Source organism: Stenotrophomonas sp. GL_101 (assembly GCF_057835675.1).
This window is the reverse complement of sequence record NZ_CM174432.1, coordinates 1,525,914-1,546,962: the sequence shown is the minus strand read 5'-3', so window position 1 is coordinate 1,546,962 and position 21,049 is coordinate 1,525,914. Positions and strand designations below refer to the sequence as shown.

18 protein-coding genes are annotated in these 21,049 nt (G+C 67.4%); 10 read left to right on the top strand and 8 right to left on the bottom strand.

The window, feature by feature from the left end:
* Positions 1–2 precede the first annotated feature (2 nt).
* Both AC3IR9_RS06895 and AC3IR9_RS06890 read right to left on the bottom strand, forming a co-directional pair.
* Entirely contained in the window at positions 3–1,295 is a 1,293-nt protein-coding gene (locus AC3IR9_RS06895) for an aminotransferase class V-fold PLP-dependent enzyme (protein WP_489294942.1), read from the bottom strand.
* Entirely contained in the window at positions 1,295–3,682 is a 2,388-nt protein-coding gene (locus tag AC3IR9_RS06890) for a TonB-dependent receptor plug domain-containing protein (RefSeq protein WP_489294940.1), read from the bottom strand. Before AC3IR9_RS06890 ends, AC3IR9_RS06895 begins: the two co-directional genes overlap by 1 nt.
* Before the next feature lie 486 nt (positions 3,683–4,168).
* Here AC3IR9_RS06890 and AC3IR9_RS06885 point away from each other — a divergent pair, with 486 nt between their 5' ends.
* The 4 genes from AC3IR9_RS06885 to AC3IR9_RS06870 all read left to right on the top strand — a co-directional run bounded on the left by AC3IR9_RS06885 (position 4,169) and on the right by AC3IR9_RS06870 (position 8,807).
* Positions 4,169–6,400, top strand: a complete 2,232-nt coding sequence (locus AC3IR9_RS06885) for a TonB-dependent siderophore receptor (protein ID WP_489294939.1) — start codon at positions 4,169–4,171, stop codon at positions 6,398–6,400.
* A 117-nt stretch (positions 6,401–6,517) separates the two neighbouring features.
* Positions 6,518–6,841 (top strand): DUF3649 domain-containing protein, encoded by a 324-nt coding sequence (locus AC3IR9_RS06880; RefSeq protein ID WP_489294938.1) that lies wholly within the window; start codon positions 6,518–6,520, stop codon positions 6,839–6,841.
* The gene (locus tag AC3IR9_RS06875; protein ID WP_489294937.1) at positions 6,838–8,481 is read left to right on the top strand and encodes a PepSY-associated TM helix domain-containing protein; all 1,644 of its coding nucleotides are present in this window, start codon (positions 6,838–6,840) and stop codon (positions 8,479–8,481) included. Before AC3IR9_RS06880 ends, AC3IR9_RS06875 begins: the two co-directional genes overlap by 4 nt.
* A complete protein-coding gene (locus tag AC3IR9_RS06870; protein WP_489294936.1) occupies positions 8,478–8,807 on the top strand; it encodes a DUF3325 domain-containing protein in 330 nt (109 codons plus the stop codon). Before AC3IR9_RS06875 ends, AC3IR9_RS06870 begins: the two co-directional genes overlap by 4 nt.
* Before the next feature lie 16 nt (positions 8,808–8,823).
* Here AC3IR9_RS06870 and AC3IR9_RS06865 read toward each other — a convergent pair whose 3' ends face one another.
* The 3 genes from AC3IR9_RS06865 to AC3IR9_RS06855 form a co-directional block, all read right to left on the bottom strand.
* Positions 8,824–9,360: a GNAT family N-acetyltransferase gene (locus tag AC3IR9_RS06865; protein ID WP_489294935.1), complete on the bottom strand. Its 537-nt coding sequence runs from the start codon at positions 9,358–9,360 to the stop codon at positions 8,824–8,826.
* Between the two features lie 15 nt (positions 9,361–9,375).
* The gene (gene rlmKL / locus AC3IR9_RS06860) at positions 9,376–11,520 is read right to left on the bottom strand and encodes a bifunctional 23S rRNA (guanine(2069)-N(7))-methyltransferase RlmK/23S rRNA (guanine(2445)-N(2))-methyltransferase RlmL (protein WP_489294934.1); all 2,145 of its coding nucleotides are present in this window, start codon (positions 11,518–11,520) and stop codon (positions 9,376–9,378) included.
* A 154-nt stretch (positions 11,521–11,674) separates the two neighbouring features.
* Positions 11,675–12,205, bottom strand: a complete 531-nt coding sequence (locus tag AC3IR9_RS06855) for a hypothetical protein (RefSeq protein WP_489294933.1) — start codon at positions 12,203–12,205, stop codon at positions 11,675–11,677.
* A 57-nt stretch (positions 12,206–12,262) separates the two neighbouring features.
* On the opposite strand from AC3IR9_RS06855, the gene AC3IR9_RS06850 reads away from it, so the two are divergent.
* Positions 12,263–12,832, top strand: coding sequence for an N-acetylmuramoyl-L-alanine amidase (locus AC3IR9_RS06850; RefSeq protein WP_489294932.1), 570 nt, complete (start codon positions 12,263–12,265; stop codon positions 12,830–12,832).
* Positions 12,833–12,859: 27 nt separating this feature from the next.
* On the opposite strand, the gene AC3IR9_RS06845 is transcribed toward AC3IR9_RS06850, so the two are convergent.
* The 3 genes from AC3IR9_RS06845 to AC3IR9_RS06835 all read right to left on the bottom strand — a co-directional run bounded on the left by AC3IR9_RS06845 (position 12,860) and on the right by AC3IR9_RS06835 (position 15,394).
* Positions 12,860–13,768, bottom strand: coding sequence for a sulfurtransferase (locus AC3IR9_RS06845; RefSeq protein ID WP_489294931.1), 909 nt, complete (start codon positions 13,766–13,768; stop codon positions 12,860–12,862).
* A complete protein-coding gene (locus AC3IR9_RS06840) occupies positions 13,765–14,577 on the bottom strand; it encodes a CoA pyrophosphatase (RefSeq protein ID WP_489294930.1) in 813 nt (270 codons plus the stop codon). The genes AC3IR9_RS06845 and AC3IR9_RS06840 overlap by 4 nt, the downstream gene beginning before the upstream one ends.
* A 115-nt stretch (positions 14,578–14,692) precedes the next feature.
* Positions 14,693–15,394: an FKBP-type peptidyl-prolyl cis-trans isomerase gene (locus tag AC3IR9_RS06835; protein ID WP_489294929.1), complete on the bottom strand. Its 702-nt coding sequence runs from the start codon at positions 15,392–15,394 to the stop codon at positions 14,693–14,695.
* Between the two features lie 182 nt (positions 15,395–15,576).
* Here AC3IR9_RS06835 and AC3IR9_RS06830 point away from each other — a divergent pair, with 182 nt between their 5' ends.
* The 5 genes from AC3IR9_RS06830 (at position 15,577) to pstS (ending at position 20,238) form a co-directional block, all read left to right on the top strand.
* Positions 15,577–16,359 carry an enoyl-CoA hydratase-related protein gene (locus AC3IR9_RS06830; RefSeq protein WP_489295744.1) on the top strand — a complete coding sequence of 261 codons (783 nt, stop codon included), beginning with the start codon at positions 15,577–15,579 and terminating at the stop codon, positions 16,357–16,359.
* 3 nt (positions 16,360–16,362) lie between these two features.
* Positions 16,363–16,725 carry a hypothetical protein gene (locus AC3IR9_RS06825; RefSeq protein ID WP_489294928.1) on the top strand — a complete coding sequence of 121 codons (363 nt, stop codon included), beginning with the start codon at positions 16,363–16,365 and terminating at the stop codon, positions 16,723–16,725.
* Entirely contained in the window at positions 16,725–17,399 is a 675-nt protein-coding gene (nth, locus tag AC3IR9_RS06820; RefSeq protein WP_489294926.1) for an endonuclease III, read from the top strand. Before AC3IR9_RS06825 ends, nth begins: the two co-directional genes overlap by 1 nt.
* 179 nt (positions 17,400–17,578) lie before the next feature.
* Positions 17,579–18,790: an OprO/OprP family phosphate-selective porin gene (locus AC3IR9_RS06815; RefSeq protein WP_489294925.1), complete on the top strand. Its 1,212-nt coding sequence runs from the start codon at positions 17,579–17,581 to the stop codon at positions 18,788–18,790.
* Between the two features lie 428 nt (positions 18,791–19,218).
* Positions 19,219–20,238, top strand: a complete 1,020-nt coding sequence (gene pstS / locus AC3IR9_RS06810; RefSeq protein WP_489294924.1) for a phosphate ABC transporter substrate-binding protein PstS — start codon at positions 19,219–19,221, stop codon at positions 20,236–20,238.
* Positions 20,239–21,049: the final 811 nt, after the last annotated feature.

The window sequence follows — 21,049 nt, the reverse complement described above, 5'->3', positions numbered from 1 at the left end:
GGTTACCCCGCCACCGCGCGTACCGCGCCCACCAGGGCGTCCATCTGCGCCGGGGTACTGAAGATGCCCGGGGTGACGCGCAGGCAGGCGCCGGAGGCCAGCCCTTCGCGCGGGACCACGAACACGCCGGACTGCTTGAGCATGCGTTCGGCAGTGGCCGCGTTTGCCGCCATCGTGGCCTGCCCCGGCAGGCGGAAAGAGGCGATGGCGCTGGACAGGCGCGGGTCTGCCGAGGCCAGCAGCTGGATGCGCCGGTCATCGCGCAGCGCATCCAGCCAGTGGTTGCGCAGCCGCAGCAAGCGGGCGCGCTTGTTGGCGACGCCGATGTTCTGGTGCAGGTCGAGTGCGACGGGCAACGCCATGTACGCGGCGAAATTGACCGTGCCGGTGTGCAGGCGGGTGCGGATATCGTCGTGGTCGGCCTCGCCCATATACGGGTCGAGATCGCGCACGCGGCCACGGCGCACGTAGATCGCACCGACTCCCACCGGGGCACCGAACCATTTGTGCAGGTTGATGCCGATGAAATCCACGCCCAGCTCGCGTAGCGGCGTGTCGACCTGGCCGATGCCATGGGCGGCATCGAGCATCACCTCCACCCCGGCCGCCTTGGCCAGCGCGGCGATCGCTGCCACCGGCAGCAGCATGCCATTGCGGTGGTTGACCTGGGTGAGCAGCAGCAGGCGCGTGCGCGGGTAACGCGCCAGCGCCCGCCGGTAAGCGTCGATGATGCCATCGTGGTCGAATGGCTCGGGCAATACGATGCGCTGCACGTCCACGCCGCGGCGCGCGTGCAGCCATTGCATCGCGCCGATCATGCTGTCGTAGTCGGTGTCGGCGTACATCACGCCATCACCCGGGCCCAGCCGGCGGTAGCCGCCGATCAGCGCCTGCATTGCTTCGGTCGCGCCCCGGGTCAGGGCGATTTCATCGGTCTCAACGCCCAGTACCTGGGCCAGCCGCACCCGCGCCTGCTCGAACAGCGGCGGAAACGCCCGCCGCCCGAACCAGGCATTGCCGGCGTTCACCGTGGCGGTGGCCTGCTGGTAGGCCTGCAGCACCGGGCGCGCCATCGCGCCCCAGTAGCCGTTGTCGAGCATCACCACCTCGTCGGTGAGGTCGTACAGCGCGCGTACCTGGCCCCACCAGGCCTCGTCGCCGGCCAACTGCTCCGGCGTGCGCCCGGCCAGCGCCGGCAGCATGGTGGTGTCAGCGGCCATGGCCGCCCCGAAGGCAGCGCTGGCCACCGGCAGCGCCAGCGCGCCGCGCAACAGGTGCCTGCGTTGCCGGTCCATCAGTAGCGCACCCGGTATTCGGCGTAGACATTGCGGCCGTCGGTGTCATACGGCGCGTTCCGCGAATAGATCAAGCCGCGGCTGGCCTGGAAGCTGGCCTCGTCGGGATAGCGGTTGAACAGGTTGTCCGCGCCGACCCGCAGGGTCTGTTGATCGGTCACGCGCAAGCTGACGGCCAGGTCGACGAACTGCATCGCACCGAAGCGCTGGAAAACATCGCCGGTGGCATTGCCGGAAGAATCGGTCCATGCCCCGTAGTATCGCAGCTTGCCAAGCAGGCTCCAGCGGCCAAGCGCGTAGCTGCTGCTCAGGGTGGCCTTGTGCTCGGGCAGGCGCTCTTCAAAGATCCGCCGCTGGCTCGGGTTGGTGGCCACGCCGGTGCGGCCGCCATCGACGCGGGTCTGGTTGTAGTTGTAGCCCAGCGTGGTGCTCAGGCGCCCGGCACCCAGCGCGGCGGCATGGCTGGCGACGATGTCGATACCGCGCGTGGTGGTGTCGAAATCATTGGTGAAGAAGCTCACCGAGGTGAAGCCCAATGGGTTGGGCACGCCGGCCGGGACCGCGAACGACGCCGACTGGCTGAAGCGGTCGGTGACCTTGATGTCATACACATCCACCGAACCGGACAGACCCAGGTCGTTCTTCCAGGTCAGGCCGAGCGAGGCGGTACGCGACTGCTCCGGTTTCAGCGGCTGTGCACCCAACTGGATCGCCAGTGGGTCGCCGGGCGACAGGCGGCCGGTGGTGAACACCTGCAGGGTCACCGTATCCAACCCCTGCTGGGTACTCTGGGTGTACAGCTGGCCGGGGGTGGGCGCGCGGAAGCCGGTCGACACCGACCCGCGCAGGGCCAGGTCGGGGGTGACTTCAAAGCGGGTGGACAGTTTGCCATCGACGCTTTCGCCGAAAGCGGAGAAATGCTCATAGCGTGCCGCTGCGCCCAGTGTCCAGCGCGCGGTGATCGGCGCTTCCACATCGAGGTAGCCGGCGCGGCTGCGCTGGCTCCAGCGGCCGGCATTGGCCGCGCTGAAGCCCGGCGCACCGTTGGCGCCGCCGGCCAGGCCGGTGACCGCGCCCGGACCGATCGCATAGGAGGCCGGGTCGCCGGCATCCACACCGTAGGTTTCCTCGCGCGTTTCAGCCCCGAAGGCGATGTTGATCGGGGCGGCCAGCGCGCTGACCGGCAGCGAATAGACGATATCCGCGTTGAGGTTCTTTTCCTCCTGCGACAGCCGGCCCAGGTAGAACGCGGTGGGGCTGTCCGGGCCGAGCGAGGCGTTGATCGAATTGCCCAGCGTGTAGTCGATGCGGTTGCGCCCATAGGAGCCGCTCACATCCCAGCGCCAGCGCTCGCCCCATACCCCGCGCAGGCCGAGCACGCCCTGCAGGTCATCCTGCTCATTGCCGTAGCGGGGGCTGAAACCGGTGGGATACAGGTTGCGCGCATTCCAGCCCGGGAAGACCCGGCTGGGGGTGTAGACCGATGCGGTGCCATCGGGGTTGCGCCAGTTGAAATCGCTGACGCCTTCGCTGTGCCCGTACAGGCCGAAGCCATACAGGTCGATGCGCTTGTTCAATGCCAGAGCGAGGTTGAACCCCATATGGCGATTTTCCAGGTCCGGCTGGCCCCAGCGCTGTACCGGATCGGGCACGGACAGGTCCGGGTGTGCGTTCTGGAACGCGATCGCATCGGCACGCTGGCGGCTGCGCGAGGTGGCATCGGATTTGTCCCAGTCGGCGAACAACGACAGGCTGCCCGCGTCGCCCAGCGCGATACCGTGGCGGCCGCCGATCTTCCTGGCGCGACCGTCGCCTTCGCTGTACTCGGACAGCCCCAGCGACAGTTCACCACCGACACGATCGTCCAGGATGATGTTGATCACCCCGGCAATCGCATCGGAGCCGTACTGCGCCGAGGCGCCATCGCGGAGCACTTCGATGCGCTGGATCGCGTGCACCGGGATCTGCGCCAGATCCGGGCCCTGCGCGCCGCGCGCGCCCAGCAGCGCCGACCGATGGAAGCGGCGCCCGTTGACCAGCACCAGCGTCTGGTCCGGCGACAATCCGCGCAGCGTGGCCGGGCGCACGAACACCAGGCCGTCGTTCATCGGCATGCGCTGCACCACGAACGAGGGCACCAGTTGCGCCAGCACGTCGTTGAGGTCGGTGGAGGCGATGGCCTGGATCTCTTCCTGCGAAAACACATCGACCGGTGCCAACGTATCGAACTGCGTGCGGTTGCTGCCGCGCGTGCCGGTGACGATCATCGTGTCCAGGGTGGCGGGGGCCGCGGCAATCCCTGCCGGGGCGGTCTCGGCGCGCCCTTCGGCGGCCACGACCAGGGACATTACGGACACAACGGCAACCGCCAACGCACTGCGCTTCACATACCACTCCAGTAACCACGGAAAGGGGCGCGTGGCGGGCGCAAGCAGCCCGAAACGCGTGCGCAGTCTGTGCACGCGATGTGTCCGGTCGGTGACACCGGTACGCAGCAACGATGACGTCGCCGCCCCGCTACCGGTGGCGGGGCGGCGCGTGCCGATGCGCAGCGACGGTCGGTTTCGGACGCAACTACCGATCGATAGGCAAACGCTTGAATAACGAAATGATAATGACTATCATTCCGGCATTGGTTGTACGCCCAGCTCCACCGGCCAAGGATGCGCCCCGCGTTTCCCGGCCCACGCCCCGCGTACGCCCCTGAGAATCGATCCCGTGCCTGCGTGCAGCTGATGGCTGCAGCGCCATGCCCGTGACCCATCCGACAGGAGCCGCAGGCGCGCCTGCTTCACCCCGGTTGTCACGTGGTATCGCGTTCCGCGCGGCCCGCCATGGATTGCATGCCGCATCACCCTCCAGGAACCCGCTACATGTCTGCTCCCACTGCCGCGCCGCTGTCCCGCCCTTCGCTGCTGTCCCTGGCGCTGCTCGCCGCGCTTGCCGGCCACGCCCCGCTTGCACTGGCCGACACCGATCCGGGCGATGCCACCACGCTGGACACAGTCAAGGTCACCGCCGGCGGCGATATCCCCAACTCCTACACGGTCAAGCAGGCGCGCACCGCGACCAAGCTGGACCTGTCGCTGCGCCACACCCCGCAGTCGGTCACGGTGGTCACCCGCCAGCGCCTGGACGACATGGGCCTGTACGCGTTGTCCGATGTGATGGGCCAGGTCACCGGCGTGCATGTGGCGGTCACCGACAGCGAGCGCATCAACTACATCTCGCGCGGTTACAGCATCACCAATTTCCAGATCGACGGCATGCTCAACACCTTCGGTGGGTCGATCAAGACCAACACCGACAGTGCCATCTACGACCGTATCGAAGTGGTCCGCGGCGCCACCGGCCTGACCACCGGTGCCGGCGATCCGTCGGGCACCATCAACATGGTGCGCAAGCGCCCGACCGACGCGGTGGCCATGAGCGCCAACCTCACCCTCGGCCGTTGGGGCAACCAGCGCCTGGAAGCGGACATCGGCGGCCCGGTCGCTCTGGATGGCCGCGTGCGCGCGCGCTTGGTCGCCGCCAAACAGCAGAGCGATTCGTTCCGCGATGTGTACCGACTGGACAAGGACGTGTTTTACGGGATCGTGCAGGCCGACCTGAGCGACAGCACCCTGTTTGAACTCGGTTACGAGTACCAGTCGCCGAAAACCATGGGCGTCACCTGGGGCGTGGTGCCGTACTGGGGCGCCGACGGCAACCCGGCCAACCTGCCGCGTTCGACCAACCTGTCCGCCGAATGGAGCAGCTGGCCAATCGTGGAAAAGACCACCTTCGCGCGGCTGGAGCAGCAGCTGGGCAACGGCTGGTCGCTCAAGGCCAGCGCCACCCAGGCCAAACGCAGCACCGATGGAAGCGTGTGGTACGGCGCATCCGGTTACCCACGTGCCGACGGCACCGGGGTATCAGCCTTCATCAGCCACTTCGCTGAAGACAGTGAAATGAACGTGTTCGACCTCAATGCAGGCGGCACCTTCCGACTGTTCGGCCGCGAGCATGAACTGGTGGTCGGCGTGGGGCAGTCGGTGCGCAAGGGCAAGTACCCCGACTCGGATTACACCCTTCCGGACGGCTACAGCCAGGTGCCGGACTGGCGCAACTGGAGCGGCGATGTCGCTCCGTTGCCGCTGATCCGCCATGGCTGGCTGGGCTCGCGTGACGAGCTCAAGCAGAAGGGCGCCTACCTGGCCACTCGCCTGCAGTTGGCCGACCCGTTGATGGCGGTGCTGGGCGCGCGATACAGCACCTGGGAAACCCGCAGCTGGACCTATGACCGCGACGCCGCCGGCACCCTCACCGGTACCCGACTGTCCGGCTACAAGCCGGAGAACACGCTCACCCCGTACGCCGGGCTGATCTATGATTTCACCGAGCAGTTCAGCGGCTATGTCAGCTACACCGACATCTTCCAGCCGCAGAACTATCGCGACCGCAACAACCAGTACCTGGAGCCGGTGGTCGGCGACATGTGGGAAGCCGGCGTCAAAGCCGAATTCTTCGGTGGCCGCCTGAATACCTCCGCGGCCGTGTTCAAGGGCCTGAAGGACAACGTGGCCGAGCTGGACGATTCGGTGGCGCCGAGCTCGCTGCCCGATGGCGGCAGCGCCTACCGCTCCACCGGCAAGGGCAACAAGGTCAAGGGCTGGGAACTGGAAGCCCAAGGCAGCCTGAGCGAAAACTGGAACCTGTCGGCCGGGTTTGCCCACACCACCATCCGCAACCAGGCCGGCGTGGCGCAGAACACCACCAACCCGGTCGATACCCTGCGGCTCAACACCAGCTGGCGCCCGAGCGGTGAATGGAACCGCCTGTCGCTGGGCGGCGGGGTGACCTGGCAGAGCAGCATCTGGCGCAACAGCGCCAAGCCGCGCGCCGATTACTCCAGCAGTGGCCGCACCGAGACCGCACGGATCACCCAGGATGCGTTCTACCTGGTCAACGTGTTCGCCGGCTATCGCTTCAACGACAACTTCTCAGCTCAGCTCAACATCAACAACCTGCTCGACAAGAAGTACTACAGCAACGTCGGCTTCTACCAGGGCGTGTACTGGGGCGAGCCACGTAACGTGATGTTGAACCTGCGCTGGAAGCTGTAACCATTCTCCAGGGAGCGTTGCCACGCGCAACGACACGGCCACGGATGGCCACTATTCCATGCATCACCGGCTGCGGCCGGTGATGTCCGTTGATCGACCCGACATCGTAGGTTCCCCGTGGACAGCACGCCTCACGCCAGCTGGTTCAACCGCTTCGGACGTTTCTTCGCCCGCCCCTGGCTGGGCGTGTTGTCGCGCTCGTTGGCCGCCATCGTGGGCGGCTACGCGCTGGCCGCGACCTGTTCGATGTTCTTCGCGGTGGCATTGCCAATCGCACGCGGCCAGGCCGTGTTGACCGGCATGATGGTCGCCATCGTGCTGTGCGCCTGCGCCGCGCTGTGGGCGTTCGCCACCCGTACCGCACTGCGCGCGTGGGTCGGCATCCTCATTCCCACCGGCCTGTTCTGGCTGGGCACCGTATTGCTGAGGGCCAGCGCATGAAGAACGGATTCCGCCAATCGATGGCCTGGCTGCACACCTGGACCGGCCTGCTGGTGGGCTGGTTGCTGCTGCTGATCTTCATGGCCGGCACGGCCAGCTACTACCGCGAAGAGATCAGCCGCTGGATGCGCCCGGAACTGCCGCGCAGCGCGGTCAGTGCCGATGTCGCCGCCGAACGCGCGTTGACGTTCCTGCAGCACAAGGCGCCACAGGCCGAAAGCTGGAACGTCAGCCTGCCCGACCCGCGCAACCCGGCGATGCGCATGTTCTGGCGCAATCCCGAATCGATGGTCAAGCCACCGGTGGAAGGCGAGAAGCGCCAACGTCGTGGCGGTGGCCGCTTCGGCGATGCCACGGTGGATCCCAACAGCGGTGAAGAAGTGGCCGCGCGTGAAACCCGCGGCGGTGACTTCTTCTACCGGCTGCACTTCGACCTGCACTACATCCCGGTGCTGTGGGCGCGCTACCTGGTCGGCTTCTGCGCGATGTTCATGCTGGTGGCGATCATCACCGGGGTGATCACCCACAAGAAGATCTTCAAGGACTTCTTCACCTTCCGCAAAGAGAAGGCGCTGCGTTCCTGGCTGGACTTCCACAACGTCAGCGCGGTGATGGCCCTGCCCTACCACGCGATGATCACCTACACCGGCATCGTCACCCTGATGTTCATGTACCTGCCGTGGGGGGTGAGCGTGGCCTACCCGAAAGACGAGGATGCGTTCTTCAGCGAGGCGTTCGCGCGTCTGGCCGACATCGACACGCCTTCGGAAGGCCGTGCGACCCCGCTGCCGATCCAGCAACTGCTGGACAGCGCGCGTCGCCAGTGGAACGGCGCCGACGTGGGCGGCTTCACCCTGTACCACCCGGGCGCGGCCAATGCGGTGATCGACATCCAGCAGCGTGACGGCAAGCGGCTGTCGGTGGATACCCCGTCGTTGCGCTATAACGCGGTGAGCGGCGCGCTGATCGAGGCCAGCCCGGCCTCCGGTGGCGCCACCCAGACCCGTGGGGTGATGTACGGCCTGCACCTGGCCCGCTTCGCCGACTGGGGCCTGCGGGCATTGTTCTTCCTGTCCGGCCTGATCGGCTGCCTGATGGTGGCCAGCGGCGTGGTGCTGTGGGCCGTCAAGGAGCGCCCCAAGCACGCCAAGTCCGGCAGGATCGGCTTCGGCCTGCGTCTGGTCGATGCGCTCAACATCGGCGCGGTGGCGGGCCTGCCGATCGCATTCGCGGCCTACTTCTGGGGCAACCGGTTGCTGCCGCTGCAGCTGGCCGAACGCGCCGATGCCGAAGTCAACGTGTTCTTCTATGCGTGGGGCGCCGCCCTGCTGGCCGCCTTCCTCTGGCCCAAGCGGATGATGTGGGCGTGGCAGCTGTACCTGGGCGCGGCGATGTTCGCGTTGATCCCGGTGGTCAATGCGCTGACCACGCAGGCGCACCTCGGCGTGACCGTGCCCGCAGGTGACTGGGTGCTGGCCGGGTTCGACCTGGTGATGCTCGCCTTCGGCGCGATGCTGGCCTATTGCGGCCTGCGCATGCAGCGCTGGCAGCCCGCATTGAGTGCTGCGGAGAAGAAGAAGCGCCAGGCTGCCGCTGCCGCTGCCGCCACGCCCCGCGTCGATGCAGAGGCCAGCGCATGATGCTGCTGGCGATCACCTTGAGCTTCTCCGCGTTCACCGCGTTGTCGCTGGCGATGGAGAAGCATCAGCTGGAGCTGCACGGCAAGGCGCACGCCAGCGCATCGCGCAGGCGCCTGTGGCGCTGGCTCGGCTGGGTGCTGCTGACGGTCGCGTTCGGGCTGTGCGTGTGGGACCACGGCTGGGCGATCGGCCCGGTGCTGTGGCTGGGCGCGATGACCCTCGGCGGCATGCTGATCGCCTTCGGCCTGTATCCGTACCGGCCGCGCTGGATCGCGCCGCTGGCGTGCGCGCTGCCGGTGATCGGTGCGGCGGTGGCGCTGTACTGAGGCGCGAGGCGGCGGGTCAGGGAACCCGCGAGAATACGTGCGCCGATACGGCACGGTCGTCGATGAGCAGACGGTTGCGCGCCACGCCCTCGCGCAGCGCGCCAGACTTCACCGCCACCCGTTCGCTGGCCACGTTACCCACCCCCACGACGATCTCCACCCGCTGCAGGTGCAGCGACCCGAACGCGTGGGCCACCAGCGCGTGCACGACGCCGGTGGCAATGCCCCGGCCCTGCCACGACTGCCGCACCCAGTAACCCAGGTTGCAGAACCGATGATCGTGACGGATCTCGTTCAGCCCTGCCCCGCCCAGGAACACAGCGGTTTCCGGGTCGAATACGCCGTACTCGTACGCCGTGCCCGCCATCCGGGCACTGCGGCATGCCTGGAACCACTGCAGCGCCTGGTCGATGCCGTAGTCGGCCGAGCACCATGGCATCCAACGCCGCATGCCGTCGGCCGACTCCCGCACCGCCGCGGCAAACGCAGCGGCGTCGGCGTCCTCGAAGGGACGCAGCAGGAGTCCGTCGGCGTGGATGCGGCTGTCGTCCATGTTGGCCGCTGCCGGTCAGGCGCCGTAGCGGCGCAGTTCCCACGCGCGGTGGATGCGCGGGTTGCGCTCGAAATCATCGCCGATGGTGTCCGCGGAGATCTCCTTGCACTCGGCGAACTCCTTGATCGCTTCTTCGTCCAGCTTGAAGCGACGGAAGTTGTTGGAGAAATACAACACGCCTTCCGGGCTCAAGCGCGCCACGGCGGCACGCAGCAGGCGCACGTGCTCGCGCTGCACGTCGAAATCCTCGGCGCGCGCGGAGTTGGAGAAGGTCGGCGGATCGCAGAAGATCACGTCGAAGCGGTGCCGTTCGGCTTCCAGCCAGGCCAGCGCATCGGCCTGGATCAGCTGATGGTGGCTGCCACCCTTGCCGTTCAAGGCGAGATTGTCGGCGCACCACTGCAGGTACGTGCCGGACAGGTCCACGCTGGTGGTGGTCGCCGCACCGGCCACCGCCGCCTGCACGGTGGCCACGCCGGTGTAGCCGAACAGGTTGAGGAAACGCTTGCCGATCGCTTCCTGCGCCATGTGCCAGCGCAGCGGACGGTGGTCCAGGAACAGGCCGGTGTCCAGGTAATCAAACAGGTTCACGCGCAGCAGCGCATCGTTCTCGCGCACCAGCACGAACTCGCCGCGCTGTTCAAATCGACCGTACTTGCTGCCACCCTTGCCACGCTCGCGCGACTTCAGCGCCACCTGGTCGGCCGGCAGCTGGAACACCTCGCGGGCGGCCGACAGCAATTCGTTGCGGCGGCGGCGCACATCGACATCGGGAATGGTCGCCGGCGCGGCGTATTCCTGCACGTGCAGGAACGTGCGGCACGCGCCGCCATCTTCTTCATACACATCGATGGCGGCGGCGTATTCGGGCAGGTCCGCATCGTAGACGCGGTAGCAGGTGATGCCTTCGCGTGCACGCCAGTTCTTGAACTTCTTGATGTTCTTGCGCAGCCGGTTGGCCACCATCTGCGCGCCTTCGCTGAGCTCACGCGGCTGCCCGGTGTTCTCGCGCTGCGGCACCGTGATCGGGTCGCAGACGATCAGCGCGCATTCGATGGCGCCGTTGAACAACTGGTATTTCTTGCTGGCGCGCAGGCCGGTGGCAAAGGCCAGGTCGGCGCTGCCGCACAGCAGGCTGGCACGCCACTGCGGCACCGCACGCTTGAGCGCGTCGCCGAGGCGGCGGTAGAGCACGGCATCGGCGGCCAGGCGCTCATCGTAGGGGGGATTGCACACCACGCAGCCGGTTTCCTGCGGCGGTACCTGCAGATCGGTTATATCGCGCACGCCGAACCAGATCGCCTCGGCGACCCCGGCGCGTTCGGCGTTGTCCTTGGCTGCGCGGATCGCGTGCGGGTCGATGTCGCTGCCATGGATGACCTGCTTGAGCGCAGCCCGACCGGCGGTTTCGCGCAGGCGCGCGTCTGCCATCAGACCGTTCCAGGCGTCCAGGTCGAAACCCAGCCAGCGGCTCGGCGGGATGCTGCCGTGGCGCTGCAGGCCCGGGGCCACGTCGGCGGCCATCAGCGCGCCTTCGATCAGCAGCGTGCCGCTGCCGCACATCGGGTCGAGCAGGCCACCGCCTTCTGCCTGGATCTTGGGCCAGTTGGCGCGCAGCAGCACCGCGGCAGCCAGGTTTTCCTTCAACGGGGCCTCGTTCTGCGCCATGCGCCAGCCGCGGCGGTGCATGGGGCCGCCACCGAGGTCGATGGAAATGCTGGCGCGGCCCTTGCGCAGCGACAGGTTGATGCGCACATCGGGGAACTCGGTGTTCACCGACGGCCGCTCCAGGCCCTGCGCACGCAGGCTGTCGACCACGCCGTCCTTGACCCGCTGCGCGGCAAAGCGCGCGTGGGTGATTTCGGTCCCCGACACATGCGCATCCACCGACAAGGTCAGCTCGGGGCTGATGTGCTTGTCCCACGCCATCGCCGACACGCCCTGGTAGAGCGAGCCCTCGTCGGGGCAATCGAACTCGGCCAGCGGCCACAGCACGCGGCTGGCCAGCCGCGACCACAGCACCACCCGCAGCGCCTGCGGCAGCTCGCCCTCGGCGTTGACCCCGGAAATGGTGGCAGTGGCCTTGTCCAGGCCGAGCGCCAGCAGTTCGTCGGCGAGCAGGTACTCGAGGCCTTTGGCGCAGGAAACAAAGAATTTCACAGGATCGGTATCGCAGGTCAGCGGAAAGGGGGTGCCCACGGGCACGGCAAGCGGCCCGGCGCAGGCGCCAGGAGGGGCATTGTACGTGACCGGGAGCATGCCCCATGAATCCTGGGCCTGCGCCCATGGCGCCCTGCCGACCAACGGTCGGCCGCTACCGAAGCTGCAACAGCAACGCTTCGAACGCCCTGGCCGAGGCCTCCACATGGTTGTTCAGCCGGTGCCCGTCATCGACCAGCAGCAGCCGCGCCGAGCGGGCCTGGGCCCAGGCGATCACCTCGCCCGGCGGAATCAGTTCGTCATGCCAGGCATGGACCACGCTGATCGGCACGCGCGCGGCGTCCAGCGCCGGCATCGGGCCCATGCGGGTCGGCGGCACCATCAGGAACAGGCCCCGGGTGGACACCTGCAGCGAGGCGAGTGCCGAAATGTACGCGCCCAGGCTGGAGCCGGCCAGCACCACCGGGCCCTGTCCTGCGGCCTTGGCCGCCAGGCCGATCAAGCGCTGCAGGCGCGCGTGCACGTCCCCGACGCTGCTGACCTCGCGCATCGCGTCCAGGTCGGTGAAGTCCGGGCGTTCGTGGGTCCAGCCCAGGCGCTGGGCGACCTCGGCCAACGCGGTCACCTTGGTGGCGTCCGGGCCGCTTTCAAACCCATGGGAAAGGATGCAGTGGCCGCGGCTCATGCACGCGCCCGGCGGAATTCAAGGTGAGCATTCATGGCCGAATGCTAGCATCGCCGCATGCCCGACCGCCCCCCGCCGCTGATCGCCCTGCAGCCCCTGCCCTACGTGGACCTGCTGGGCGTGCGTGCGTGCGCGGACATCGACCTGGCGGTGATCCACTGCACCGAACTGCCGGACCTGGCGATGGCGCGCAGCTACGGCGAGCGCGTGCTGTACGCCAGTGGCAGCGGCAACAGCGGGCATTACTACATCGACCGCGATGGCCGCATCGTCCAGTACGTCGCGGTGGAACGCATCGCCCATCACGTCACCGGTTACAACCCGCGATCGGTCGGCATCGAACTGGTCAATACCGGACGCTATCCGCACTGGCTGGATTCACGCCACCAGGCGATGGACGAGGCCTACCCGGATATCCAGATCGCTGCGTTGATAGACCTGCTGCAGCACCTGTGCGGCACGCTGCCGGCGCTGCGCCACATCGCCGGCCACGAATGGCTGGATACCCGCGACGAAGTGGCCAGTGACGACCCCGAGCGGCGGGTGCCGCGCAAACGCGATCCCGGCCCGTTGTTTCCGTGGACGCGGGTATTGGCGGCGGTGCCGCTGCAGGAACTGCGCGGCTGACCCGGGGTTGCCGGGCAGCGCCCGGCGTTACGCCTGGCCGGTAGCCACCGGCCGCGAGGCATCGCTGACCCAGCCACTCCACGATCCGGCATAGATGCGCGCGCCGGACAGCCCGGCCACTTCCATCGCCAGCAACAGATGGCAGGCGGTCACCCCGGAACCACACATCAACACCACCAGCTCGGGGGCGTGCGTGCCGATCAACGGCTGCAGCGCGGCGCGCAGTTCGGCCGCCGGACGCAGCCGGCCCTCGTGCACGTTGAGTGCGAAGGGCCGGTTGAGCGCGCCGGGGACGTGCCCGGCGACCGGGTCGAGCGGCTCCACTTCACCCCGGAAACGCTCACCTGCGCGCGCATCCAGCAACCAGCCCGGCGTGTGCGTGAGGCGTGCGGCCAGTTCCTCGGTCGAGGCCACCTGGCGAGGATCGAACCGGCCCGGATACGGCGGCAGTGCGGTCAACGCAGGAACCTCGCCGGACAACGCCAGGCCGGCGGCCTGCCAGGCTGCCAGCCCGCCGTCGAGCACCGCCACCCGGCGATGGCCGATCAGCCGCAGCAGCCACCACAGCCGCGCGGCGGCCATGCTGCCATCGCCGGCGTCATAGACCACGACCTGCGTCTGCGCGCCGATCCCCCATGCGCCCAGGCGGGCAGCGAACGCCTCGCTGTCCGGCAGCGGATGGCGGCCCTGGCCGCGCTTGGTCATATCGGCCAGGTCAACGTTGAGGTCGGCATGCAGCGCGCCCGGAACATGTCCCTGCGCGTAGGCCTGCGCGCCGGACTGCGGATCGGCCAGCGAAAACCGCGCGTCCACCACGCGCACCGCCGTGCTGGCGGTCGCGCGCGCGTCGATCACGCAGGTCGCCTCCTGCGCCAGCGCGGCGGCCAGGGCGGCGACATCGACCAGGGTGGTCCATTCGGGAGTGACGGTGCTCATCGGGTCTGCTCCAGGCGGCGACGCAGGTTGTAAAGAATGGCGGCAGTGGCGCCCCATATGCGCTGGCCCGGCCAGCCATATTCAAGGACATGGCGGACCCGGCCGCGTACGTCGATCTGGATCTGGTGCAGGTTGGCCGGCTCCATCAGGTAAGCCAGCGGCACCTCGAACACTTCGGCCACCTCATCGGGCTGCGGCACGGCCACGAAGGCCGGGTCGATCACCGCCACCACCGGCATCACGCGGTAGCCGGTGATGGTCACGAAGGGATCCAGGTAGCCAAGCACCTGCACCTGGCTGGCGCGCAGTGCGATTTCCTCTTCGCTTTCGCGCAGCGCCGCCGCAACGGCATCTCGATCGTCCGGCTCGGTGCGCCCGCCGGGAAAGCCCACCTGGCCACCATGCTGGCGCAGGGTTTCGGTACGCCGGGTGAGGATCACCTGCGCGCCCTCGGCACGCGGCACGATCCCGGCCAGCACCGCCGCTTCCACCGGGGGTCCCGGCGGCAGCAGGTCATCAAGTTCGCTGCGGTTCCAGCCGTCCCCGGCCGGCGGCCGGTCCAGCGGATGCAGCGCGCGCAACAGGCGCTCGTGCTCGGCCAGCGAGCCACGCAGCGATTGCCGCAACTGCTCGCGCAACGGCAACGTGTGCTGCATCGCGTGCTTCTGTTCGGATCGGCTCATGGTTGACCAGCGGGTGATTTCATCCACCGTGCGCAGGCATCCGGTGCACAGGCCGGCACGATCCAGCGCGCAGGTACCGATGCAGGGAGTGGGTGTCGCACGCGAGGAGGTTTCCGTGGAATGCACCGGGCCACAGTAGCGCGAATGCAGGGGATGTGCGCGGCAGGTAGCGGCCGTTGCAATGACGGAAACGACAACGCGCCGGTGTTGCCACCGGCGCGTTGTTTTCCAGCGGTTTGCTTTACTTGACGCTGACCAGCTTGATCTCGAACTGCACGGCCACGTTCGGCGGGAACGGGGTCCGCGGGTCGGCACCGTAGGCCTGTTCCGGCGGCAGGGTGACTTCCCACTTGGAACCGGCCGGCATCTGCAGCAGTGCTTCGCGCATGGCCTTCATTTCGACTTCGCTGACCTTGATCGCCGGGATCTGCTGCGCAGGACGCGCTTCGGCCGGACGGGTGCCCCACGGGTAGGGACCGGCGACTTCGAGCTGCACGGTGCTGGCCTGGGTCGGCTTGGCACCCTTGCCCGCTTCGATCACGCGGTACTGCACGCCGCTCGGCAGCGACTGCACGCCGGCCTTGGCCTTGTTGGTGGCCAGGTACTGGGTGCTCTTGGTCTTGTTCTCGGCAGCGGCCTTGTCGTACTCGGCCTTGGCGGCCTGGGCACGCCCCTGCTCGCGCTTCTGGAAGGCTTCAACCGCCGGCTTCAGCTGATCGGCGGTGATCGACGGCTGCTTCTTGGCGTAGGCATCCTGCAGGCCCTTGACCACTGCGTTGATGTCCAGCTGCTCGCCGCGGCCGGTGAGCTCAGCCAGGTTGTTGCCGTAGTCGTAGCCAAAGTAATAGCTCAGCTTGCCCTTTTCGGACGAGGTGTCCTGGGCGAAGGCATTGCCCGTCAGGGCCAGGGCCGCAACGGCGACCGCGATAGAACGCAACTTCATCAAACGTTTCTCCAGGGGTGGTAACTCAGGACGCGTTGGGCCGCCCTGAGGCGACGGGTTAGGATAGCCGTCGCAACGTTGAACCGCCACTAACGACGCAGCCTCTGACCTGACTTCGTTTCAAGAGTTCAACATCACTTTTTTTTAACGTTTTTCAGGAGCCTGCCGTGGCCGACACCCCGATCGCCATCGCCCCGATCGCTATTTCCGACGACGGCGGCCTGCGGACCGTGACCGTCAACCGCCCCGACAAGCTCAACGCGCTCAACCGCGCCACCCTGGAAGCCCTGGATACGGCCTTTGCCGCGGCCGCCGCCGACCCGGACGTGCGCGTGGTGGTGCTGACCGGGGCCGGTCCCAAGGCCTTCGTGGCCGGGGCCGACATTGCGGAAATGAACGGATTGACCCCGGTTCAGGGACGTGACTTCTCCCTGCTGGGCCAGCAATTGATGCGCCGCATCGAACGCATGCCCAAGCCGGTGGTCGCCCGGATCAACGGATTTGCGCTGGGCGGCGGGCTGGAACTGGCCATGGCCTGCCATCTGCGCATCGCCTCGGACACGGCCAGGCTGGGCCAGCCGGAGGTCCAGCTGGGCCTGATCCCGGGCTTCGGCGGCAGCCAGCGGCTGCTACGCCTGTGCGGCCGCGCCGCGGCGCTGGAACTGTGCCTGCTCGGTATCCCGATCACCGCCGCGCGCGCCCTGCAGCTGGGCATCGTCAACGAGGTGGTCGCCGCCGATGCGCTGGACGCACGCGTGGCCGAGCTGGCGTCGCATCTGGCCAAGGCCGCGCCGCTGGCGCTGCGCGGCATCCTCGATGCCATCCATATCGGCGGTGAGTGCGCACTGGGCGAAGGGCTGGAGTATGAAAGCGCGCAGTTCGGCCTGATGTTCGCCACCGACGACATGCGCGAGGGCACGGCGGCCTTCCTGGCCCGCCGCCCGCCGGTCTTCCAGAATCGCTGAGCCATGCCGCACGCCGACACGCCCCTGCCCGCCCGGCTGCTGCAGCTGGTGCTCGAGGACAACCTGGACGCCGCAGTGGCGGCCGGCCTGATGGCCTACGTGCCCGTCGCCGGCGACGACCGCCTGCTGCCGGGCCACCCGGAACTGCCCACGCGCCTGTTGCAGGCCCAGCGCCACCTGCAGCGTGCGTGGGCGGCGCGCGAACGCCACCGGCAACGCGCGCAGCGCCTGGCGCAGCGCGCCGCCGAACGCCAGGCACGCCGCGCACCACCGGCCCCCACCCCCGAACTGAAGCCGGCCCTGCCTCCCGCGGCGGCGGCGATCCTCGCCCGCGCCAAGGCCAGGGCCGCTGGAAAACCGTCCTGATGAGTGCCGTTGCAAAGCCCGCCCCGCGCAGTGCGCGCATGCCCAAGGCCGACGTGGTCGAAATGTTCACCCGGCTGCGCGAACTCAACCCGCATCCAAAGACCGAACTGGAGTACCGCTCACCGTTCGAACTGCTGGTGGCGGTCACCCTGTCCGCGCAGGCCACCGATGTTGGCGTCAACAAGGCCACGCGCAGGTTGTTCCCGGTAGCCAACACGCCGCAGGCGATCCTGGCGCTGGGCGAGGAAGGCCTGAAGAAGTACATCGCCACGATCGGCCTGTACAACGCCAAGGCCAGGAACGTGATCGCCGCGTGCGCCTTGCTGGTGCAGCAGCATGGCGGCGAAGTGCCGCGCGACCGGGCCGCGCTGGAAGCCCTGCCCGGGGTGGGCCGCAAGACCGCCAACGTGGTGCTCAACACCGCATTCGGCGAACCGGTGATGGCCGTGGACACCCACATCTTCCGGGTGTCCAACCGTACCGGGCTGGCCCCGGGCAAGGACGTGCGCGCGGTCGAGGACCTGCTGGTCAAGGTGATCCCGGCCGACTTCCTGCTCGATGCACACCACTGGTTGATCCTGCATGGCCGTTACGTGTGCAAGGCACGCAAGCCGGACTGCCCGCAATGCGTGATTGGCGACCTGTGCCGTTTCAAGCAGAAAACCGCGGCCTGAACACTCGGCCGGGATTGCCATCTGTACGCAACCGGGCGGTCATCTGCGGCGGGCATCAATGGCAACCCCTGACACGGCCGGCTCCGCGCCGGCCGTCGGTTTGTCCGAAACTGTCACATTTACGCAATCTTCACTAATTAGCCTGCGCAGCATCTTCCCACCTGCCTGCAAGGCTCTCCATGAAACTGCATCGCCAACTCCTGACCGCGGCCGTTGCGGCTGCCCTGTTCGTCCCGGCTGCCCACGCCGAAGTGGCCATCGATGTGATCGGCGGCTCGGAGATCACCTTCGAAGGCCTGGTCCAGGCTGACGGCAACTGGTACGACAACGACCTCACCGACCTCAACGGCGGCGACGCCGGCAACGGCAAGAACAGCGAGTTTGAACTGCGTCGCGCCGAACTGGTGCTCAAGGGCAAGGGCCCGGGCAACATCGAGTGGGTGGTCGGCTACGACGCCAAGGCCGACAAGTTCCTGGACACCAACATCAAGTACAAGCTGGCCGGCAACGCCAACCACTTCGTGCAGTTCGGCCAGTTCAAGCAGCCCAACAGCCTGGAAGAACTGTCCAGCACCAAGAACAACGACTTCATCTCCAAGGCGGCGGTCACCAATACCTACGCCGTGGCCCGTCGCCTGGGCGCCGGCTACAGCGTCGGCGACAACAACTGGTCGGTCACCGCCAGCGCGTTCGGCCGCGAGCTGACCCGCAACCTGGCCCACGGCAGCGGCTACGGCGCGCGCGGTACCTGGGCGCCGATCAACGAGAAGGGCCAGGTCCTGCATTTCGGCCTGAGCTATGTGGACTACGACACCGACGCGGACACCCTGCGCGTGCGGGCCCGCCCCAACGCCGACCTCGCCACCGCGCGCCTGGTGGACAGCGGCAACCTGGTGGACACCGACCGGGTGAGCACGATCGGCGCCGAAGCGATGTACATCGGCGGCCCGTTCAAGGCCCAGGCCGAGTACTACACCAGCAAGGCCAAGCGTTACACCCGCGACAACTACACCAGCGACGGCTACTACGTCAGCGGCCTGTGGAACATCACCGGCGAAACCTGGGGCTACAAGGGCGGCACCCCGAGCACCGGCCTGCCGGACGAGCCGGGCCGTGGCATGTGGCAGCTGGGTGCGCGTTACGACCACATGGACCTCAACGACGGCAACGTCAACGCCAACCCGGTGGCCGGGCGCCCGCCGATCGTCGACGGCGTACTCGGCGGCAAGATGGACATCTGGACGGTGGGCGTGAACTACTACTGGCGCTCCAACGCCAAGGTCGCGCTGAACTACGTGATGGTGGACAGCAAAAAGTACAACTCGACTGCGCGTGCGTTCGTCAACGACGATCCGAACATCCTGGAAGCGCGCCTGCAGTTCTTCTGGTAAGCGCTGCGGTAATGGTGTGACCGTGTGACCGGAAGGGCGCAGCTTGGGCTGCGCCCTTTTTTGTTCCTGCCGCGTAGCGCCGACCGTTGGTCGGCTGCTGCTGGCATGCGCGCCAATCATGGCCAATCAACGGCAGCCGACCAACGGTCGGCTCTACGCGCGCGAACGGCAGGCACCGGCATCGGTGCATATGCGGTGCCCCCGCCCGCCGCGCTGCCCGCCCGTGCGCAGGCCGGCGCACGCAGGGACTGTGCTGCCCGGTGCGCTGCAACCTTGCCCCATGCGCGGCAGGTTCACGCCCGACCGGACTCCTCCATCACGCATGTCACGATGCCGTCATATGACAGACGCTGCGCTGTCATCGAACCGTTATGGAATGAGCACCGGGCGGGACACCCCGCACCATCATCCATCCCAGGAGCCACCCCGTGATCCACGCCTTCAAGTCGCGCGCCGCTGTTGCCGTCCTCGCCGCGTCGTCCGTGTTCGCCGCCAATGCCGCCGATGTGACCGGCGCGGGCGCCTCGTTCATCTATCCGGTCATGTCCAAGTGGTCGGCCGACTACAGCACCGCCACCGGCAAGAAGGTCAACTATCAGTCGATCGGTTCCGGCGGCGGCATCGCGCAGATCAAGGCGGCCACGGTGGACTTCGGCTCCTCCGATGCCCCGCTCAAGCCCGAAGAGCTGGCCGCTGCCGGCCTGGCCCAGTTCCCCTCGGTGATCGGCGGCGTGGTGCCGGTGATCAACGTGGCCGGTATCGCCCCGGGCGCGCTGAAGCTGGATGGCCCGACCCTGGCCAACATTTTCCTGGGCAAGATCAAGACCTGGAACGACCCGGCGATCGCCGCGTTGAACCCGGGTGTGAAGCTGTCCGACGGCAAGATCACCGTGGTGCACCGCTCGGACGGTTCGGGCACCACCTTCAACTTCGTCAATTACCTGTCCAAGGTCAATCCGGAGTGGAAGAGCAAGGTTGGCGAAGGCACCTCGGTGCAGTGGCCGGTCGGCATCGGTGGCAAGGGCAATGAAGGCGTCGCCGCGTACGTGAAGCAGATCAAGGGCGGCATCGGTTACGTCGAGCTGTCCTACGCGCTGCAGAACAAGATGTCCTACGCATCGATGAAGAACGCGTCGGGCAAGATCGTGCAGCCGAGCGATGCTTCGTTCGCCGCCGCCGCCGCCAGTGCCGACTGGGCCAGCGCCAAGGACTTCTATCTGGTCATGACCAATGCCCCGGGTGCCGAAGCGTGGCCGATCACGGCGACCAACTTCATCCTGGTGCGCAAGCAGCCCAAGAACGTGGCCAATGCCAAGGCCACGCAGGAGTTCTTCCGCTGGATCTACAAGAACGGCGACGCGCAGGCCAAGCAGCTGGATTACGTGCCGCTGCCGGACGCGCTGGTGAAGCAGATCGAAACCTACTGGACCCAGAACCTGAAGTACTGAAGGGCCACCACCTACGGTGGTGACCTACCGGTAGGTACCGACCGTTGGTCGGTACGCATCGCGGCGCAGCCGACCGGCAAAGAGCAAATGGCAGCGGCAGGTCCTCTCTCCCCTTGCCGCTTCCGGGCGCGGATCGAAAGATCCGCGCCTTTTCTTTTTGTGGGGGTGGTTTGTTTTTATAAAAGCTGAGAGCGCAGAGCCAGAGCCAGAGCTGACGGCGGTGCACTTTCGTCGGCTGGGCTGGTGGGGGTAAGTAGCCGGGGCACGCTGCAAGTACGTCCTTGTAAGCTCCGCCATCGCATCCATGCGATGGAGGGCCCCGGCCACTTACCCCCACCAGCCCCCGACACTTTCACGGCTGCCCTGGGGAAAGCGCCCGCGGTGTCGCGCTCACACGGCCCATGACACCTCAAGCATCCAAGACTGGATCTCTGAATCTCTGGATCTCTGGATTCGTAATTTGGAATTTGGGGTCTGGGCCCTGAGAGTCTGGACTCTGAGGTCCAAGGTCGGAGGTCGGAGGTCGGAGGTCGGCGGTGGCGGAGCTTACATGGGTGAAGGCGTGCGCTTGCGAGGCACTGCCTCGCGCACGACTGAACGCCGCGCCGCCATGCGGCGTGGCCGGGCCCCGGAGGGGGACTTGCAGCGTGCCCCCGTGAACCCATACTCCCCCGCCCTCCCACGGCCCCAGCGGCAACGGCTCTGGCTCTGGCAACGGCTCTGGCAACGGCTCTGGCTCCGGCTCCGGCTCCGGCTCCGGCAACGGCTCTGGCTCCGGCTCTGCGCTCCGGCTCTGCGCTCCGGCTCCTGC

Bases quoted from the DNA above. Each gene is read 5' to 3' on its own strand.
- AC3IR9_RS06895 (WP_489294942.1), bottom strand. From the start codon at position 1,295: ATGGACCGGCAACGCAGGCACCTGTTGCGCGGCGCGCTGGCGCTGCCG.
- AC3IR9_RS06885 (WP_489294939.1), top strand. From the start codon at position 4,169: ATGTCTGCTCCCACTGCCGCGCCGCTGTCCCGCCCTTCGCTGCTGTCC.
- AC3IR9_RS06875 (WP_489294937.1), top strand. From the start codon at position 6,838: ATGAAGAACGGATTCCGCCAATCGATGGCCTGGCTGCACACCTGGACC.
- AC3IR9_RS06870 (WP_489294936.1), top strand. From the start codon at position 8,478: ATGATGCTGCTGGCGATCACCTTGAGCTTCTCCGCGTTCACCGCGTTG.
- AC3IR9_RS06865 (WP_489294935.1), bottom strand. From the start codon at position 9,360: ATGGACGACAGCCGCATCCACGCCGACGGACTCCTGCTGCGTCCCTTC.
- AC3IR9_RS06855 (WP_489294933.1), bottom strand. From the start codon at position 12,205: ATGAGCCGCGGCCACTGCATCCTTTCCCATGGGTTTGAAAGCGGCCCG.
- AC3IR9_RS06850 (WP_489294932.1), top strand. From the start codon at position 12,263: ATGCCCGACCGCCCCCCGCCGCTGATCGCCCTGCAGCCCCTGCCCTAC.
- AC3IR9_RS06845 (WP_489294931.1), bottom strand. From the start codon at position 13,768: ATGAGCACCGTCACTCCCGAATGGACCACCCTGGTCGATGTCGCCGCC.
- AC3IR9_RS06835 (WP_489294929.1), bottom strand. From the start codon at position 15,394: ATGAAGTTGCGTTCTATCGCGGTCGCCGTTGCGGCCCTGGCCCTGACG.
- AC3IR9_RS06825 (WP_489294928.1), top strand. From the start codon at position 16,363: ATGCCGCACGCCGACACGCCCCTGCCCGCCCGGCTGCTGCAGCTGGTG.
- nth (WP_489294926.1), top strand. From the start codon at position 16,725: ATGAGTGCCGTTGCAAAGCCCGCCCCGCGCAGTGCGCGCATGCCCAAG.
- AC3IR9_RS06815 (WP_489294925.1), top strand. From the start codon at position 17,579: ATGAAACTGCATCGCCAACTCCTGACCGCGGCCGTTGCGGCTGCCCTG.